The organism is Micromonospora fulviviridis (assembly GCF_014648395.1).
Taxonomy (GTDB): domain Bacteria; phylum Actinomycetota; class Actinomycetes; order Mycobacteriales; family Micromonosporaceae; genus Micromonospora; species Micromonospora fulviviridis.
The window spans coordinates 61,991-74,818 of record NZ_BMRA01000007.1 but is presented as its reverse complement, the minus strand read 5'-3'; the positions used below and the strand labels follow the sequence as shown (position 1 = coordinate 74,818).

Below are 12,828 nucleotides of genomic sequence, written 5' to 3'. Positions count from 1 at the left end.
ATGGCAGTCAGCACGCGGCCGTTGGGTCGCAGTGGCATCGCGGTCGGCGCCCTCGGCATGGGCTGCTGGGCGATCGGCGGCCCGTGGGCCGAGGGTGCCCGCCCGCTGGGCTGGGGCGCGGTGGACGACGAGGAGTCGGTCCGGGCGGTCCGCCGCGCCCTCGACCTCGGGGTGACGCTCTTCGACACCGCCGACACGTACGGGGCCGGGCACGGCGAGCGGATCCTCGGGCGGGCGCTCGCCGGCCGCCGTGACGAGGCGGTGATCGCCACCAAGTGGGGCTACACCTTCGACGAGCGGACCCGGCAGGCCACCGGGGAGGACGCCTCGCCGGAGTACCTGCGGCGGGCCGTCGTCGACTCGCTGCGCCGGCTGGACACCGACCGGATCGACCTCTACCAACTGCACCTCGGCGACCTGCCGGTGCCCCGGGCCGAGGCGCTGATCGGCACCCTGGAGGACCTGGTCGCCGACGGCCTGGTCCGGGCGTACGGCTGGAGCACCGACCGGGTCGACCGCGCCGCGGCCTTCGCCCAGGTCGCCCGGGGCGCCGCCGCCGTGCAGCACGGCCTGTCGGTGCTCCGGGACGCCCCGGCCATGCTGGCCGTCTGCGAGAAGCACGACCTGGCCAGCCTGGCCCGGGGGCCGCTCGGGATGGGGCTGCTCACCGGCAAGTACACCCCGGCGTCCACGCTGCCCCGGGACGACGTGCGCGGCACCGCGCCGAACTGGCTGGAGTGGTTCCGCAGCGGCCGGCCGGCCCCGGAATGGCTGCGCCGGGTCGCCGCCGTCCGCGACGCGCTGACCGCCGACGGCCGGACCCTGGCGCAGGGCGCGCTCGGCTGGATCTGGGCGCGCAGCGGCCTTTCGGTGCCGATCCCCGGCGCCCGCACGGTCGCCCAGGTGGAGGAGAACGCCGCCGCGCTGGCCCGGGGCCCGCTCGCCGCCGACCAGTTCGCCGAGGTGGAACGCCGGCTCGCCGCCCTGCGCGCGGCCGCCCTGCGCGACGCCGACCGCCCGCACTGGCCGATGCCACCGGTCCCGGCCGCCCGCCCCTGACCCGCCCCCGCACTTCGGCCCGCCCCCGCTCCGGCGGTCATGGAGTTGTGGCACCGCCGGAAACGGGCTCCACTGGAGGAATCGGGAACCACAACTCCATGATCGGCGCCGGGTGAACGGGTTAGGACCGGGCGCCGGCCTCCTTGCGGACCTGTTCGGCGAGGTGGGCGGGCATCGGCTCGTAGCGGGCGAACTCGCGGCGGAAGGTGCCGGTGCCGGCGGTCATCGAGCGCAGCTCGACGGCGTAGCGCAGCAACTCGGTGGCGGGGACCTCGGCGCGGACCAGGGTGCGGCCCTCGGCGTCCGGGTCCGCCTCGGTGCCGAGCACCCGGCCGCGCCGGCCGGACAGGTCGCCCATCACGGCGCCCACCGACGTGTCGGGCACCCGGATGGTCACCTCGTCGACCGGCTCCAGCAGCGCCGGCTGCCCCTTCTCGGCGGCGTCCCGCAGGGCGAGGGCGCCCGCGGCCTGGAACGCCGCGTCGGAGGAGTCCACGCTGTGCGCCTTGCCGTCGAAGAGGGTCACCCGCAGGTCCACCATCGGGTAGCCGCCGACCAGGCCGCGCTCCATCTGGGCCCGGACGCCCTTCTCCACCGACGGGATGTAGTTGTGCGGCACGGCGCCGCCGACCACCTTGTCCACGAACTCGAAGCCGGCGCCCCGGGGCAGCGGCGTGACCTCGATGTCGCAGACGGCGTACTGGCCGTGGCCGCCGGACTGCTTGACGTGCCGGCCGTGCCCCTTGGCGCCGGCCGTGAACGTCTCGCGCAGCGCCACCCGGACCGGCTCGGTCTCCAGCTCCACCCCGCCGGCGCGCAGCCGGTCGAGCACCACGTCGGCGTGCGCCTCGCCCATGCACCACAGCACCAGCTGGTGGGTCTCGGCGTTGCGGTCCAGCCGCAGCGTCGGGTCGCCGGCGACCAGCCGGGCCAGGTTGCGGGCCAGGGCGTCCTCGTCGGCCCGGCTCTTCGCCACGATGGCCACCGGCAGCAGCGGCTCCGGCATCTCCCACGGGGCGATGAGCAGCGGCTCCTCCTTGGCGGAGATGGTGTCGCCGGTCTCCGCGCTGCCCGACTTGGTGATCGCGCAGATGTCACCGGCCACCGCGGTGGGCACCTCGCGCAGCGTCGCGCCGAGCGGGCTGTAGATGTGGCCGACCCGCTCGTCGGCGTCGTGGTCGGGGTGACCGCGCTCGGCCATGCCGTGCCCGGACACATGGATCACCTGGTCGGGGCGGAGCGTGCCGGAGAAGACCCGGACCAGGGAGACCCGGCCGACGTGCCGGTCCACGGTCGTCTTGACCACCTCGGCGACCAGCGGGCCGTCGGGGTCACAGGCCAGCGGCGGCCGGGGCGAGCCGTCCACCCCGGTGACCGCGGGCAGCTCGTGCTCCAGCGGCGACGGGAACGCCGCCACCAGGCCGTCCAGCAGCGCGTCGAGGCCGACGCCGGTCTCCGCGCAGACCGGCACCACCGGATAGAAGTGGCCGCGGGCGACCGCCGTCTCCAGGTCGGTGATGAGCACCTCGGTGTCGATCTCCTCGCCGCCGAGGTAGCGGTCCATGAGGGTCTCGTCCTCGCTCTCGGCGATGATCCCCTCGATCAGCTCGTCGCGGGACTCCAGGATGGCGGGCAGGTGCTCCGGGTCGGGCTCGCGCACCGCCGCCGGCAGGCCCTGCGAGTAGTCGAAGACCCGCCGGGTGATCAGCCCCATGAGGCCTGCGACCGACTCGCCGTCGTCGCCCAGCATCGGCAGGTAGAGCGGGAGCACGTTGTCGCCGAAGACCCGCTGGCAGAGCGCCACGGCCTCGTCGAAGTCGGCGCGCGGGTGGTCCAGCCGGGTCACCGCGACGGCGCGGGGCATGTCCACCGCGGCGCACTCCTCCCAGAGCGCGGCGGTGGCCGCGTCCATGCCGTCGACGGCGGAGACCACGAACAGCGCCGCGTCGGCGGCCCGCAGCCCGGCGCGCAGCTCGCCGACGAAGTCGCCGTACCCGGGGGTGTCCAGAAGGTTGACCTTGACGTCGCGGTGCAGCAGCGGGGCGCAGGCCAGGCTCACCGAGCGCTGCTGGCGGACGGCGGCGGGGTCGTGGTCGCAGACCGTGGTGCCGTCGGTGACGCTGCCAGCCCGGCCGATCGTGCCGCTGGTCGCGAGCAGCGCCTCGACCAGGGTCGTCTTGCCCGCCCCGGAGTGCCCGACGAGCACCACGTTGCGAACCCTGCCGGGCTCGGTCACCACCGGCGCGCCGCCGGTGACACCCTTCTCCTGATTCTTCTGCGCCATCGCGGCGCACCTCCCTCAACCGGTGGTGGTGGCGACCGCCGCGCGCGACGGGGAAGCGGCCCGGTCAGGCGCCGCGGCGATATCTTCCGGTGATCTCCTGGACGACGGGTACGCGGACCGGTGATCCGGTGAACTGGCTCACCTCCCACGCTCGATCTCACACCCGTAACCGGGCCGGCACAAGTGCGCCTGGCGGGTCGGGACGACCGGCTGTATCCCCGACCGCTGCCGGCCGTTATCGTGGGACCGCCATGGCGAAGATCTTCCAAGTGACGGCCCGCGCGGGGATGACCCGCGTCGTGGAGCCGGTCGCGCGCGGACTCCTCCGCGCCGGTGTGTCCCCCAACGCGGTCACCGTGACCGGCACGGTCGGCGTGCTCGTCGGCGCGCTCGGCTTCGGCGCCCGCGGTCATCTGGTCGCCGGTGCGCTGATCGTCACGGTCTTCGCGCTCACCGACCTGCTCGACGGCACGATGGCCCGGATGAGCGGCGGCTCCACCCGGTTCGGGGCCTTCCTCGACTCGAGCATGGACCGCATCGCCGACAGCGCGGTCTTCGGCGCGGTCGCGTACTGGCTGGCCACCGAGCAGGACCACTCCGGGGTGGCGGCGGCGCTGCTGTGCCTGGCCGCCGGTGGGCTGGTCTCCTACGTCAAGGCCCGCGCCGAGGGCCTCGGGATGACCTGCAACGTCGGCATCGCCGAGCGCACCGAGCGGCTGCTGATCGTCGGGGTGGGCGGCCTGCTCACCGGCCTCGGCGTCGACCCGGCCCTGGAGATCGCGCTCTGGCTGCTCGCCGCCGTCTCGATCTTCACGGTCGGCCAGCGGATGGCCCACGTGTACCGGCAGGCGCAGCTGGTCGGCCGGGAGTGAACCTCACCGAGGCGGCCTACGTCGCCGGCTGGCGCCTGGTCCGCGCGCTGCCCCAGCCCGTGGTCGCCGCCGCCTTCCGGGCGGGCGCCGACCGCGCCCACCGCGGGGGCGGAAAGGGTACGCAACGGCTGCGCGCCAACCTGCGCCGGGTGGTCGGCCCGGAGCTTCCCGAGGCGGAGCTGGACCGGCTGGTCCGCGCCGGCCTGCGGTCGTACGCCCGGTACTGGCTGGAGGCGTTCCGGCTGCCGAGCCTGAGCCGGCAGCAGATCCTCGCCGGGTTCCACCTCGACGGCCAGGAAAAGCTCGCCGCCGACGTGGCGGCCGGCCGGGGCGCGGTGGTCGCCCTGCCGCACGCCGGCAACTGGGACGCCGCGGGCGCCTGGGTGGCCGCCACCGGCTGGCCGATCACCACGGTCGCCGAGCGGCTCAAGCCCGAGGGCGTCTACGAGCGCTTCCTCGCCTTCCGGCAGGGCCTCGGCATGGAGATCCTGCCCACCTCCGGCGGCGACCGGCCGGCGTTCGACGTGCTGGTGGACCGCCTGCGAGCCGGCGCCGTGGTGCCGCTGCTCGCCGACCGGGACCTCTCCGCCCGGGGCGTAGAGGTCGAGTTCTTCGGCGGCAGGACCCGGATGCCGCCCGGCCCGGCCCTGCTGGCGCTGCGCACCGGCGCGCCGCTCTACGTGGCCTCGCTCTGGTTCGAGCCGGACCGCGCCCGCGCCGCCCTCGAGGGCCCGCTGGAGCTGCCCGACCCGGACAGCGCCCCGCTGGACGCCCGGGTACGCGCCGTGACCCAGCGGATTGCCGACGGTCTTGCGGCGGGCATCGCCCGGCATCCGGAAGACTGGCACATGTTGCAGCGGATGTGGCTGGACCAGCGCACGGACGGCTCCACCGCCTCGGCGGCGCCGCCGGCGGCCACCACCGGGACGAACTGAGGGAGCGGGCGCAATGCGGATCGGCATCGTGTGCCCGTACTCCTTCGACGTCCCCGGCGGGGTGCAGAACCACGTCATGGACCTGGCCGAGGCGCTGCTCGGGCTCGGCCACGAGGTGAGCGTGCTGGCCCCGGCCGACGAGGACTCGCCGTTGCCGCCGTACGTGGTGTCGGCCGGCCGGGCGGTGCCGCTGCCGTACAACGGCTCGGTGGCCCGGATCGCGTTCGGTCCGGTCTCCACGGCCCGGGTGCGGCGCTGGATCAACCGGGGCGACTTCGACGTGCTGCACGTGCACGAGCCGCTCACCCCGAGTCTGTCGATGCTCGCCGTGCTGTGCGCCCGGGGGCCGGTGGTGGCCACCTTCCACACCGCGATGACCCGGTCCCGGGTGCTCTCGGCCGCGCAGGGGGTGCTCCAGATCCTCCTCGAACGGATCACCGCCCGGATCGCGGTGAGCGCGCTGGCCCGCAAGGTGCAGGTCGAGCACATGGACGGCGGCGCCGTGGAGATCCCCAACGGGGTGGCGGTGGCGAAGTTCGCCGGCGTCGAGCCGCTGCCGGGCTGGCCGGGGGAGTGCGCGCCGGGCACTGGCGGGACGCTCGGCTTCCTCGGCCGATTCACCGAGCCGCGCAAGGGTTTCCCGATCCTGCGGGACGCCTTCGTGGCGCTCGCTCCGCACCGGCCCGGGCTGCGCCTGCTGGTGGCCGGCCCGGGCGACGCCGACGACCTCTACGGGCAGTTCCCGGCCGGCCTGCGGGACCGGGTCATCTTCCTGGGCCTGGTCTCCGAGCCGGACAAAGCGCGCATGCTGCGCAGCCTGCACCTGTACGTCGCGCCGAACACCGGCGGGGAGTCCTTCGGGATGATCCTCACCGAGGCGCTGGCCGCCGGCACCACCGTGGTGGCCAGCGACCTGGACGCGTTCCGCCGGGTGCTCGACGGCGGGCGGGCCGGCCGGCTCTTCCCGACCGGTGACGCGGCGGCGCTGCGTACCGCCCTGGCCGAACTGCTCGACGACGCCGGGCAGCGGGCCGCGCTGACCGCCTGCGGCGACCAGGTGGTGGCGAATTTCGACTGGCCCGTGGTTGCCCGCCGGGTTCTGGAGGTATACGCAGCGGCGATCGAGGCCACCGACGGCCGGGTCATGGACCAGGAATGGGCGGGGCTGGGCTGAACCCGGTGGCCGGTGGGGCCGCTGTGACGAGCGCGTCGACCGGTGCCCGCGCGGGCCGGGCGGGATGAGGAGCAGCACTACGATGCCGGGCATGTGGTGGGTGGTGGGCGCGGTCCTGGTGCTCGGGCTGGTCTCGGCGTACCTGATCTGGACCGCCGGCCGGGTCGAGCGGCTCCAGGCGCGCGCGGAGTCGGCGGCCCGGGCGCTCGACGCGCACCTGCTGCGCCGCGCGGCCGCCGCCGCGGTGCTGGCCGAGCAGCGCTACGGCGTGGAGCTGTACGCGGCCGCCCGGATCGCCCTGGACGCCGTCGGGGAGGAACGGGAGGCCGCGGAGAACGACCTCACCCGGCAGCTGCGCACGGTGGAACTGGACCCGGACGACCCGGCCTGCGAGGCGGTGATCGCGGCCAGCCGGCGGCTGGCCCTGGCCCGGCAGGTGCACACCGACCTGGTCCGGGACGCCCGGTCGGCCCGCAGCCGCCCGGTGGTACGCCTGTTCCGGATGGGACGCGGGCGGGAGTGGCCGCGCTACTTCGACGTCGACGACCCCACGCTCGCCCCGCGGGCGGACGTCACCACCGGCTGAGCGGGCGGTGGCCCGGACCCCGTGACGCCGACCACAGAGCAGGCCACCGGGGGTCTGATTGGCTGTCGGACCGGCGTTGACACCGTCGTAACCTTTTCGCAGCCACCCCCCGAGCACGTCCAAGGAGCGATGACCCGTGCCCGAATCCACCTCCCCGAACACCAACGCCAACCCCGTCGTCGGCACCGCCCGCGTCAAGCGGGGCATGGCCGAGATGCTCAAGGGCGGCGTGATCATGGACGTGGTCACCCCCGAGCAGGCCAAGATCGCCGAGGATGCCGGCGCCGTCGCCGTCATGGCGCTCGAGCGGGTGCCCGCCGACATCCGCGCCCAGGGCGGCGTCTCCCGGATGAGCGACCCGGACATGATCGACGGCATCATCAACGCCGTCTCCATCCCGGTCATGGCCAAGGCCCGGATCGGCCACTTCGTCGAGGCGCAGGTCCTCCAGTCCCTCGGCGTCGACTACGTCGACGAGTCCGAGGTGCTGACCCCGGCCGACTACGAGAACCACATCGACAAGTGGGCGTTCACCGTCCCCTTCGTCTGCGGCGCGACCAACCTGGGCGAGGCGCTGCGCCGGATCACCGAGGGCGCCGCCATGATCCGCTCGAAGGGCGAGGCCGGCACCGGTGACGTCTCCAACGCCACCACCCACATGCGGAAGATCCGCCGGGAGATCCGCCGGCTCCAGTCGCTGCCGGCCGACGAGCTGTTCGTCGCCGCCAAGGAGCTGCAGGCGCCGTACGAGCTGGTCAAGGAGGTCGCCGAGACCGGCAAGCTGCCGGTCGTGCTGTTCACCGCCGGCGGCATCGCCACCCCGGCGGACGCGGCCATGATGATGCAGCTCGGCGCCGAGGGCGTCTTCGTCGGCTCGGGCATCTTCAAGTCGGGCAACCCGGCCCAGCGCGCCGCCGCGATCGTGAAGGCCACCACCTTCCACGACGACCCGGACGTGCTGGCCAAGGTCTCCCGCGGCCTGGGCGAGGCGATGGTCGGCATCAACGTCGACGAGATCCCGCAGCCGCACCGGCTGGCCGAGCGCGGCTGGTGACGGTGACCGGACGGGGCCCGGACCGGGCCCCGTCCGACGAGCGAGAGGAGCGGGGAGTGACCGCACCCGTCATCGGTGTGCTCGCCCTCCAGGGCGACGTGCGCGAGCACGTCGCCGCCCTGGCCGGGGCCGGCGCCGACGCCCGTCCGGTGCGCCGCCCGGCCGAGCTGGACGTGGTCGACGGCCTGGTGATCCCGGGCGGCGAGTCGACCACCATCAGCAAGCTCGCCGACATCTTCGAGATGCGCGAGCCGATCGACAAGCGGATCGCCGGCGGCATGCCGGTCTACGGGTCCTGCGCCGGCATGATCATGCTGGCCGCCGAGGTGCTCGACGGCCGCCCCGACCAGCGCGGCTTCGCCGGCATCGACATGACCGTCCGGCGCAACGCCTTCGGCCGCCAGGTCGACTCCTTCGAGGCGCCGGTGGAGATCGCCGGTGTCGAGGGCGAACCGTTCCACGCGATCTTCATCCGGGCCCCGTGGGTCGAGCGGGTCGGCGCGGGCGTCGAGGTGCTCGGCCGGGTCACCGAGGGGCCGGCCGCCGGCCGGATCGTCGCGGTCCGGCAGGGCCACCTGGTGGCCACCTCGTTCCACCCGGAACTCACCGGCGACCTGCGGCTGCACCGCTACTTCGTGGACCTGGTCCGCGCCGCCGCCTGACCGTTTCTCCTGGTCGCGGCGCTGTTGAGGCACGTCCTCCGGGCCACCCTCGTGGCCTTCCGGCGACGGCTCCCTCCACCCCGCCGGGCCGGTCGCGGGTGCCGGGTGTGACATGCGGGGCCGCCACCTCGATAGGATTGCCGCGGTTCGGCAGGGCTCACCGCCCGCCGCCGCCCCCCAGCCGACCGCCCGGCGGTCCCGGTTCGGCGCGGGCGCGGACAGTCGACGCAGGCGTGAGTCAACAGACGGAGGTATGAGATGTCCGGCCACTCAAAGTGGGCGACCACCAAGCACAAGAAGGCCGTCATCGACGCCAAGCGCGGCAAGATGTTCGCCAAGCTGATCAAGAACGTCGAGGTGGCGGCCCGGACCGGCGGCGGGGACCCCGCCGGTAACCCGACCCTCTACGACGCCATCCAGAAGGCGAAGAAGAACTCCGTCCCGAACGACAACATCGACCGTGCGGTCAAGCGCGGCTCCGGGCTGGAGGCCGGCGGCGCCGATTACCAGACGATCATGTACGAGGGCTACGGCCCGAACGGCGTCGCGCTGCTGATCGAGTGCCTCACCGACAACCGCAACCGCGCCGCCACCGAGGTGCGCACCGCGCTCACCCGCAACGGCGGCTCGTTCGCCGACGCCGGCTCGGTGTCGTACATGTTCTCCCGCAAGGGCGTGGTGATCGTCCCCAAGGCCGGCACCACCGAGGACGACGTGATGATGGCCGTGCTCGACGCGGGCGCCGAGGAGGTCAACGACCTCGGCGAGGCGTTCGAGGTGGTCTCCGAGCCGACCGACCTGATCCCGGTCCGCACCGCCCTCCAGGACGCCGGCATCGAGTACGAGTCGGCCGAGTCCTCCCTCATCCCCAGCGTCAACGTGCCGCTGGACGAGGAGGGCGCACGCAAGATCTTCAAGCTGATCGACGTGCTCGAGGACTGCGACGACGTGCAGAACGTCTACGCCAACTTCGACGTCTCCGACGAGGTCATGGCCGCGGTCGGCTGAGGTTGCCGGACGTGCCGCCGGGCCGACCCTCGGGTCGGCCCGGCGGCGCTGTGCGTTCCGGCGCCTCGCGGGAACCGTCCGCCGGCGGTCAGTCGCTCGCCGCGCGCTCCGCGATGGCCGGCAGAGCGCCCACGAACGAGGCGAGGCTCTTGTACGGCTCACCGTCCAGGACCCGTGCGGCCAGCCCGAACGGGAACCCGGTCACGCCGAGCGCCGAGACCGCCGGGGCTCCGGGCGACGTCTCGTGCTCGACCCACTCGCCGGCGTAGGCGCGGATGACCACCTCGCCGGTGTAGGCGCCGACCAGCCGCCACCACAGGTCCAGGCGCTCCTCGGTGAGCGGCCCGTCGGCGAGCAGGTCGGCGCACACCTCGTCGAGCGTCGACAGGCTCTCGGGTGACCAGTCCAGCCGGCGGCCGAACTGCCGGGACACCAGGTCGACGCACTCGCCGGCGAGGGCGTGCAGGTAGGTCGGGTCCGCACTCATGGTTGGCGATCCTCGCACAGGTCATGCCGCCCCTTTTGTGCGCCGGGCGACCCGGTCGCCCGGCGCCTCGTCGTGTCCGGGCCCGCGTTCAGCAGGACGGGTGCCGGAATCCGCTCTCCACGTAGGACGCGATCCCGGCCTCGTAGTAGCCGACCCCGCTCCGGATCGGGTGGCTGGTGAACAGCTCCGCCCGGGACCCGAACCGGACCAGGTAGGCCTCGGCGTCCCCGGCGTCGTTGCGGATCAGCGCCCCGCGCCGCCCGTAGATGCGCTCCAGGTCGGCGAAGGACATGCCGACCGACGCGCCGGCGGGGGAGCGGGGCGGGACGGTCGCCGTGCCGACCGACACCAGCCGGCCGAACCGGAAGGCCAGCATGATCTTTCCGGCCCAGGCGCCCGTGGCGCCGGCGTGCACCACCCCGGCGCAGCCCGGCGCGGTCCAGTCGATCAGGCCGGCCGCGGCGAGCCGGTCGAGCCGCGCGCCGATCCGGTACGGGCCGGCGCCGCGGACGCTGAGCACCTCGACCTGCGTGACGGTCGCCGGGCCACCCAGCGGCGCGCGGCCGGCGACGGCCCCGCCCGCCGGCGCGCGGTCGGTGGTCGCCCGGGCCGCCGGGGCGCCGGCCGCGGGCGGGGCGGTGACGGTCGTCGGGACGGCGGCGGTGAGGGCCAGCAGCCCGGCGAGGATGGTGGACCAGAGGTGGTTCATTGCGGGTCTCCCTTCGGCGGTTCTCCTGCCCTGTTGGTCTCCGGCCCGGCGGATTCGGTTCGTCGGGTTCCCGACCGTCCGGGCGGGACGGCCGCGCCGCCGCCGGGAGTGTCGCCGCCCGGCTGCGACGTCTACCGTCGAGTCGACGGGTGGCCGGGGTGACGATCCCGGAGGTGATGCGATGACCGCGCCGACGCGGATCGGGGCCTACCGGGTGGAGCGGCTGCTCGGGGCGGGGTCGTTCGCCACCGTGTGGCTCGCGTACGACCCGGTGCTCGACGGCCGGGTGGCGATCAAGGTGCTGGCCGAGAACTGGAGCCACGACCTGCGGGTGCGGGAACGCTTCCTGGACGAGGCGCGTCTGCTGCGCCGGCTGGACCACGACCGCCTGGTCCGGGTGCACACCGTGGGCGAACTGCCCGACGGCCGCCCGTACGCCGTGCTGGCCTGGGCGGACGGCGGCAGCCTCCGGGACCGGCTGGCGCGGGGTACGCTGCCGGCGGTCGCGGCCGTGACGCTGCTCGACGAGATCGCGGCGGGGGTCGCGGTGCTGCACCGGCAGGGCGTGGTGCACCGCGACCTGACCCCCGGCAACATCCTCTTCCGATCCGGGCCGGGCGCCGAGCGGGTGCTCATCGCCGACCTGGGGCTGGCCAAGGCGCTCGCCGCCGCCTCCGGGCTGACCGCCCGGGCGGGCACGCCCGGCTACATGGCGCCGGAGCAGGACGACCCGCTCGCGGTCGTCGACACCCGCGCGGACGTGTTCGGCCTGGGCCGCCTCGGCCTCCGGCTGCTCGGCGACCCCCCGGTGCGGGCCGGTCCCCGGGAGGACCGGCGGCCCGGCCGCGAGCTGCCACGGCTGCGGGCCGGCGTGCCGCCGGGGGTGGCCGCGGTGCTCCGCAGGGCCACCGCCGCGCGGCCGGCCGACCGCTACCCGGACGCCGCGGCGTTCCGGGCGGCCCTGCGGCACGCCGCCACCGGGCACGCCGCGACCGCCGCCTCCGGGCACGCCGCGGCGGCCCTCGCCGGGCCTCCCGGTGGCGCTGCCCCGCGGCCGCCGCGCCGGCGGCGGCTCGCCACCTCGGGGGCGGTCGCGGTGGTGCTCGTCGCCCTGGGCGCCACGGCGGGCGACGCGGCCGGCCGCACCCCGACCGGTGCACTGGGACGCAGCGGGCCGCTCACCGTCGCCCTGCCGGCCGGCTGGCGGGCCGACGGCACCGGCTGGGCCGGGCAGTATGGCGACGACGGCGAGCTGGAACCGGCGCTGGTGGTGTCACCGGATCCGGGCCGCTGGGCGGCGGACCCGGGCGTGCCCGGCGCCTTCGTGGGTCTCTCCGCCGGCACGGCCCGCCGCACCACGCCCGAGGGCTTCCTCGCCGAACGCCCGCACGCGGATTGCGCCGCGGCGCCGGTGCGGCGCACCCGGCAGGGCGGCGTCGACTGGGTGGTCGCCGCGTTCGCCTGCCCCGGCGGGCGGCCGGTGATCGTCGAGGCCGCCGGGCGGGCCGCCCCGGCCGGTCTGCTCTACGTGCAGCTCACCCCGCCGCCGGGCAGCGGAGAGGACTTCGTCGACGCCCTGCTCGCCGGCGTGCGGGTCCGGTAGGCCGCCCGGTCAGACCACCACGACCGTGATCGGGTACGCCCGGCCGTCCTGCGGGATCGTCACCACGACGGTGCCGGTCCGCACGAACCGGATGTCCACCACGCCGGCCTCGTAGCTGCGGGAGACCAGGTCCTCCCGGTCCACGGTGACCTGACCCGGCCCGATGCCCCGGACGCGCAGCACCCCGCCGGTGGCGAAACACAGCGACTTCAGCAATGCCAGCTCGGTCTCGGCGAGGACCAGGTCGTAGCGCACCGCGCCGAGACAGGCGCTCGGCAGCGGGGTCGACGCCGACGCGCTCGGCCGGGCCGTCCGGCTCCGGGTCGACGCGGGCGGCACGGGGCTCCGGCTCGGCGGCGGCACCGTCGACGGCTCCGGGGCAGGGGCGGCGGAGC

General features: G+C 75.1%; 12 protein-coding genes and 1 pseudogene. 9 read left to right on the top strand and 4 right to left on the bottom strand.

All coding sequences use genetic code 11. The annotated features are described in order from the left end of the window. Complete coding sequence (locus tag IEY96_RS19595) at positions 1-1,059, top strand: aldo/keto reductase (RefSeq protein WP_189196264.1); 1,059 nt, start codon at positions 1-3, stop codon at positions 1,057-1,059. 121 nt (positions 1,060-1,180) lie between these two features. On the opposite strand, the gene IEY96_RS19590 is transcribed toward IEY96_RS19595, so the two are convergent. After that, on the bottom strand, positions 1,181-3,343 hold the full coding sequence (locus tag IEY96_RS19590; RefSeq protein WP_189196263.1) for an elongation factor G-like protein EF-G2: 2,163 nt from the start codon (positions 3,341-3,343) through the stop codon (positions 1,181-1,183). A 251-nt stretch (positions 3,344-3,594) separates the two neighbouring features. Between IEY96_RS19590 and pgsA the strand changes: the two genes are divergently transcribed. The 7 genes from pgsA to IEY96_RS19555 all read left to right on the top strand — a co-directional run bounded on the left by pgsA (position 3,595) and on the right by IEY96_RS19555 (position 9,634). Beyond that, positions 3,595-4,215 (top strand): phosphatidylinositol phosphate synthase, encoded by a 621-nt coding sequence (gene pgsA, locus IEY96_RS19585; protein WP_189196262.1) that lies wholly within the window; start codon positions 3,595-3,597, stop codon positions 4,213-4,215. Continuing rightward, the gene (locus IEY96_RS19580) at positions 4,212-5,150 is read left to right on the top strand and encodes a phosphatidylinositol mannoside acyltransferase (RefSeq protein WP_189196261.1); all 939 of its coding nucleotides are present in this window, start codon (positions 4,212-4,214) and stop codon (positions 5,148-5,150) included. The genes pgsA and IEY96_RS19580 overlap by 4 nt, the downstream gene beginning before the upstream one ends. Positions 5,151-5,163: 13 nt before the next feature. Further along, positions 5,164-6,324, top strand: a complete 1,161-nt coding sequence (locus IEY96_RS19575) for a glycosyltransferase family 4 protein (RefSeq protein ID WP_189196260.1) — start codon at positions 5,164-5,166, stop codon at positions 6,322-6,324. Positions 6,325-6,406: 82 nt separating this feature from the next. Continuing rightward, positions 6,407-6,910: a hypothetical protein gene (locus tag IEY96_RS19570; protein WP_189196259.1), complete on the top strand. Its 504-nt coding sequence runs from the start codon at positions 6,407-6,409 to the stop codon at positions 6,908-6,910. 136 nt (positions 6,911-7,046) lie between these two features. Next, on the top strand, positions 7,047-7,964 hold the full coding sequence (gene pdxS, locus IEY96_RS19565) for a pyridoxal 5'-phosphate synthase lyase subunit PdxS (protein ID WP_189196258.1): 918 nt from the start codon (positions 7,047-7,049) through the stop codon (positions 7,962-7,964). Between the two features lie 56 nt (positions 7,965-8,020). Next, the gene (gene pdxT, locus IEY96_RS19560; RefSeq protein ID WP_189196257.1) at positions 8,021-8,626 is read left to right on the top strand and encodes a pyridoxal 5'-phosphate synthase glutaminase subunit PdxT; all 606 of its coding nucleotides are present in this window, start codon (positions 8,021-8,023) and stop codon (positions 8,624-8,626) included. 258 nt (positions 8,627-8,884) lie between these two features. Beyond that, a complete protein-coding gene (locus IEY96_RS19555) occupies positions 8,885-9,634 on the top strand; it encodes a YebC/PmpR family DNA-binding transcriptional regulator (protein ID WP_189196256.1) in 750 nt (249 codons plus the stop codon). An 88-nt stretch (positions 9,635-9,722) separates the two neighbouring features. On the opposite strand, the gene IEY96_RS19550 is transcribed toward IEY96_RS19555, so the two are convergent. Together IEY96_RS19550 and IEY96_RS19545 are read right to left on the bottom strand one after the other, a co-directional pair. Then, a complete protein-coding gene (locus IEY96_RS19550) occupies positions 9,723-10,121 on the bottom strand; it encodes a hypothetical protein (protein ID WP_189196255.1) in 399 nt (132 codons plus the stop codon). Positions 10,122-10,209: 88 nt separating this feature from the next. Then, positions 10,210-10,830, bottom strand: a complete 621-nt coding sequence (locus IEY96_RS19545) for a hypothetical protein (protein WP_189196254.1) — start codon at positions 10,828-10,830, stop codon at positions 10,210-10,212. A gap of 181 nt (positions 10,831-11,011) precedes the next feature. On the opposite strand from IEY96_RS19545, the gene IEY96_RS19540 reads away from it, so the two are divergent. Beyond that, positions 11,012-12,433 (top strand): serine/threonine-protein kinase, encoded by a 1,422-nt coding sequence (locus IEY96_RS19540; RefSeq protein WP_189196253.1) that lies wholly within the window; start codon positions 11,012-11,014, stop codon positions 12,431-12,433. Between the two features lie 9 nt (positions 12,434-12,442). Here IEY96_RS19540 and IEY96_RS19535 read toward each other — a convergent pair. Then, positions 12,443-12,828 (bottom strand): annotated as a pseudogene (locus IEY96_RS19535) (hypothetical protein); the annotation flags it as partial.

Coding starts and splice junctions, on each gene's coding strand:
- IEY96_RS19595 (WP_189196264.1), top strand. CDS start 1: ATGGCAGTCAGCACGCGGCCGTTGGGTCGCAGTGGCATCGCGGTCGGC.
- IEY96_RS19590 (WP_189196263.1), bottom strand. CDS start 3,343: ATGGCGCAGAAGAATCAGGAGAAGGGTGTCACCGGCGGCGCGCCGGTG.
- pgsA (WP_189196262.1), top strand. CDS start 3,595: ATGGCGAAGATCTTCCAAGTGACGGCCCGCGCGGGGATGACCCGCGTC.
- IEY96_RS19575 (WP_189196260.1), top strand. CDS start 5,164: ATGCGGATCGGCATCGTGTGCCCGTACTCCTTCGACGTCCCCGGCGGG.
- IEY96_RS19570 (WP_189196259.1), top strand. CDS start 6,407: ATGCCGGGCATGTGGTGGGTGGTGGGCGCGGTCCTGGTGCTCGGGCTG.
- IEY96_RS19555 (WP_189196256.1), top strand. CDS start 8,885: ATGTCCGGCCACTCAAAGTGGGCGACCACCAAGCACAAGAAGGCCGTC.
- IEY96_RS19550 (WP_189196255.1), bottom strand. CDS start 10,121: ATGAGTGCGGACCCGACCTACCTGCACGCCCTCGCCGGCGAGTGCGTC.
- IEY96_RS19545 (WP_189196254.1), bottom strand. CDS start 10,830: ATGAACCACCTCTGGTCCACCATCCTCGCCGGGCTGCTGGCCCTCACC.
- IEY96_RS19540 (WP_189196253.1), top strand. CDS start 11,012: ATGACCGCGCCGACGCGGATCGGGGCCTACCGGGTGGAGCGGCTGCTC.